General features: G+C 32.7%; 3 protein-coding genes and 1 pseudogene. All 4 read right to left on the minus strand.

Annotated elements, in window-relative coordinates:
* Positions 1–85: 85 nt before the first annotated feature.
* On the minus strand, positions 86–1,303 hold the full coding sequence (locus AB5062_RS22375) for a hypothetical protein (RefSeq protein WP_005848419.1): 1,218 nt from the start codon (positions 1,301–1,303) through the stop codon (positions 86–88).
* Positions 1,300–2,835, minus strand: coding sequence for an MATE family efflux transporter (locus AB5062_RS22380; RefSeq protein ID WP_005848421.1), 1,536 nt, complete (start codon positions 2,833–2,835; stop codon positions 1,300–1,302). The genes AB5062_RS22375 and AB5062_RS22380 overlap by 4 nt, the downstream gene beginning before the upstream one ends.
* Before the next feature lie 45 nt (positions 2,836–2,880).
* A complete protein-coding gene (locus tag AB5062_RS22385) occupies positions 2,881–4,137 on the minus strand; it encodes a nucleotide sugar dehydrogenase (protein WP_008652760.1) in 1,257 nt (418 codons plus the stop codon).
* 14 nt (positions 4,138–4,151) lie between these two features.
* Positions 4,152–4,559, minus strand: a pseudogene (locus AB5062_RS22390) (tyrosine protein kinase); the annotation flags it as partial.

Raw genomic sequence — 4,559 nt, forward strand, 5'->3', positions numbered from 1 at the left:
TATACATAAATCCTAAAATTTTTGTTCGCAGCGAAGATAGAGATTTCAATTATGAGCCAATTTTTGACTGCTTACAAGACTTTTTCTATTTTTTAAAAAGGAAGAAAATATTTTTTATTTTCATGCCACAATGATTTTCTGTATTTAAGAATATATTTGCCAATAAAAAGAATGATAACAGCATAATATATGTCATGTTATTATTTAAGCTTGCTACACCCCAAATGGCAAGCATAATGATAATTTTATCATTAAATGAGTAAAAAGACAAACATTTATAAGTCAAATAAATTTCCGCAAATGACTTGATGCTACCTACAATCCATCCCCAATAAGATAAATTTAAAAGAAAACCATTTTCCAATCGTATTTCTGTAAATGGATAATAAATCCAATCACCTAATCCATAAACAATATCCTCAGTTTTCCATGGGTATATAAAAAATAATTCAAAGGCTGTTAGTCGCGTTTCGGAAGATGAATCGCTAAAATCAAAATTAAATCTTCCCAATAATCCTGACTGTTGTACAAGAACAATAACATTTGGAATTATCATATATAGAAAAAACAGTGCAATTAAGACTTTCCACACATTCTGTTTATAAAAGAATAGCCTATAAGTCAATATCAACAACCAAACAGCTATACATCCTCTTGAATTACAAGACCATACAGCAAACAATCCCAACAACAGCAATATTATTTGAAAATATCTTTTTAAACGACTGGAAACCAATATATAACCCATAAAAATAGATATTACATTCGCATTATAAAGTGGATGTAACAATAATCCTCTGCTTCTGAAATCCATAAAAGTATACTGATATGCCTTTGCATTCGTAGCTTGCATCGAATCTGCCATAGAATAATCTATAACATAAAACTTACCTAGTTTTTCAATAATACATATTCCGCATTCGGTTATGTAAAATACAAACGCAAAATATAACAGCCACCTCGTATTTAAGTTTAAGTTCTTATACAGAAGTATCAACAAGAAAATATTAAGCCATCTTACGGAACTCATAAATGTATTTTCAACTGTCACCATATCAGTATGAACAATTGAAATAACCAATAATGAAATACAATATACCCAGCCTACTTTATCCAACAAAGAATGATACCTACAAAAAAAGATAGAACAAGTACAAAAACCTATTAATGCTAAGATTCGTTCAGAAAGTCTAACAGAAAGAATTTCTTGGAAAACAGGTAGAACACAAAGAATAGAACATATAACAAGGATTTGCAATATATAAGAGATCAAAGAATTTATTTTAAAGTCTATTCTATTCATCTTTTTCTAATTTTATTTTTGATAAAATTCAATAAAGCATTACGCTCTTCAGGTGAAAATCCTATAACATAAATAATAAGGCATGACACAATAAAAGCAATAAAACTCGTCAACAAAAATGAAATAAAATCGCAAAAGAAGAAGCTGGTTTTAATTTTAAAAGAAATATAGTAACATACAATAGCAATCAATATATTTCTACAAAAAACATTAAACGTAAAATGACGTAGTTTATAAAATGGGCTTATTTTTTTTAAAATGAGAAAACGAGCGAACAAACCGATTGATATCACAAAAATACTAGGATACATTACCATATAAGGTTTGCCCCCTGTATACAAAATAAAATAACTAAAAGGCAATTCACATAACATAATAATGCATATCACTATTTGAAAAACTTTAATATTCCCTGTTGCTTGTAAAGCCGTTGTTAATGGAGGAGACATAACATTTATTAATGCTGTAATTAAAGCCAACAATAAGAATTGAGATGTATATTTAGGAATAGTTCCCAACCATAATTGTAACAAATAATCGACATTAATCATAACTGGGATTGCAATCAATAGTAGCAAATAAAATGAATAACGACATCCTGTATATACCAATCTTCCAGATTCATTCATATTACCTGCCGCATATTGTTTTGTTATTTGAGGGTTTAAAGCCATCGTAAAATTATAAGAAAAATTACTAATAATTCCATTAACTTGCATTGCTATTCCACGTGCAGCATTAACTGTTGTTCCTCCAAATAGATTTAGAATGATATTAGAGCCTTGGTCTTTTAATGAAAAACCTAAATTGCCAATAACACTCCAACCTGCAAAAGCAAACATTTCTTTAAATAGTTTTCTATCAAATAGAAAATGATAAGTACACTCTTCAAAATTCTGTTTACAATAAATACCATATATTATTCGAATAATAAAAGCAACTACAGCTATCAATATAGCATATAATATCAACTTATCAAAGTCACCAATTAATAACAGATAGACTATCGCTAGTTTTAGAATTACCTCAACAATACTAACATAAGCAAAAGCTCTCATATGCTCATGTGCAACAATACATGAATTATAAGGTACACTTATTATTGTCAAAATCAATGTAAGGACTGAACATTGATAAACCCAGTTAGCCGCTTCCATCCTGTCTAGAGGAATATTCAAATAAGCATTGACAAACCATAAGCCAATTGTTTCTGCAACAATTAATATAAGAATGGCTAAAGTTATATGTATGGATACTGATGTACAAAAAACCTTTTTCAGCTTTTCCAAATCACCAGTACCCAATTCAAATGAAATAAAGCGTTGGGAAGCTGCTACCATTGCTGAATTCAAAAAAGCAAGCATGGTCACAACACCACCAACAATATTATAAACACCATAATCGCTTATTCCCAGTGTATTGAGCACTACACGGCTAGTATAAAGCCCTACTAAAATGGTCAACAGCATTCGAAAATAAAGCAACAATGTATTTTTAGCAATACGTTTATTACCAGAAGGATTATTCTCCATCTTGTTTATAAATCAGAATCAATATTTAATCTAAAAAATACTTATTTAATCTCTGCTAAAAATATCCCTTGTATAAACTTTCTCCTTCATTTCATCCAAACAACTATCATATCGATTCGCTATAATCACCTGACTTTGTTCCATAAACTTCGTAAAGTCATTCACCACCTTACTACTCAAAAATGTGCTACCATCCTCTAAGGTCGGCTCATAGATTATCACTTCTGCTCCTTTTGCTTTGATACGCTTCATTACACCTTGGATGCTAGATTGACGAAAGTTATCTGAATTCGATTTCATCGTTAAACGATAAACACCCACTACGCAACGTTTCTCTTCTACAGAATTATAGTCATCCCGATTATAATAATCATAGTAGCCAGCTTTATGAAGCACCTGATCGGCAATGAAGTCCTTGCGAGTACGGTTGCTTTCCACAATGGCTTGTATTAAATTCTCAGGTACATTAGTATAATTAACAAGCAACTGTTTAGTATCTTTTGGTAAACAATAGCCACCATAGCCAAAACTCGGATTGTTATAATGTGTACCGATACGCGGATCTAAACAAACACCATTGATGATAGCTTGAGTATCCAACCCTTTCATTTCGGCATATGTGTCCAATTCGTTAAAATAAGACACACGCAAAGCCAAATAAGCATTAGCAAAAAGTTTTACAGCTTCTGCTTCAGTAAGCCCCATAAACAACGTATCAATATTTTTCCGAATCGCCCCTTCTTGAAGCAACTCTGCGAATATGTGAGCAGCCTCTTCCAAGCGAGCATCACCTTCCGGCCTGCCTACAATAATGCGACTGGGATAAAGATTATCATATAAAGCCTTGCTTTCGCGCAAGAATTCCGGTGAGAAAATCACATTCTCCGTATCCAACTTCTGACGAACACTTTCGGTATATCCTACAGGAATAGTACTTTTAATCACCATAACGGCATTAGGGTTGACATTTCTTACTAACTTAATCACTTCCTCCACATGAGAAGTATCAAAATAATTCTTCAAAGGATCATAATTTGTAGGTGCAGCAATAACCACAAAATCTACCTCACTATATGCTTTTGTCGCATCTAAAGTCGCAATAAGATTCAATTCCTTTTCCGCCAAATACTTTTCAATATAATCATCCTGGATTGGGGATTTACGTTGGTTTATCAAATCAACCTTTTCAGGAATAACATCCACTGCAATCACCTGATGATGCTGTGCCAACAAGATAGCAATGCTTAACCCAACATAACCAGTACCAGCCACCGCTATCTTAAGTTTTTCAAAACTTCTCATATCCTATATTTTTATCAATCTTTTTTGCTATTGTCCATACCATAGCCATACCCATATTTGTGCCCATATCCATAGCCATATTTATGACCATACCCATAGCCACTCTTTCTTGAATTCAAATCAATGCTATTAATAACCGTAGCCAATTTATCGAATTTCTTCTGATCCCGCAGCACATTAATATACTGATACCCCAACTTCGGAGTTACATCTGCACGACACACATACACGCACATATCAGCCACACGACTGGCAATAGCAGTATCGGTCACAATAGCAATAGGAGCCGTATCAAGAATAATGTAATCGTAACGCTCTTTCAATTTCTCTATTGCATCTTCCAGTACCGTACGCGCCATCAACTCTGTAGGATTGGGAGGAATAGGACCACCCGGAAGAATATCAAGATTAGGACTTACATC

It is taken from the genome of Phocaeicola sp. RTP21359st1_B8_RTP21360_211022, from assembly GCF_040911965.1.
GTDB lineage: Bacteria > Bacteroidota > Bacteroidia > Bacteroidales > Bacteroidaceae > Phocaeicola > Phocaeicola vulgatus.

Excerpts from the sequence above, each read along its gene's own strand:
- AB5062_RS22385 (WP_008652760.1), bottom strand. The coding sequence starts at position 4,137 with ATGAGAAGTTTTGAAAAACTTAAGATAGCGGTGGCTGGTACTGGTTAT.
- AB5062_RS22375 (WP_005848419.1), bottom strand. The coding sequence starts at position 1,303 with ATGAATAGAATAGACTTTAAAATAAATTCTTTGATCTCTTATATATTG.
- AB5062_RS22380 (WP_005848421.1), bottom strand. The coding sequence starts at position 2,835 with ATGGAGAATAATCCTTCTGGTAATAAACGTATTGCTAAAAATACATTG.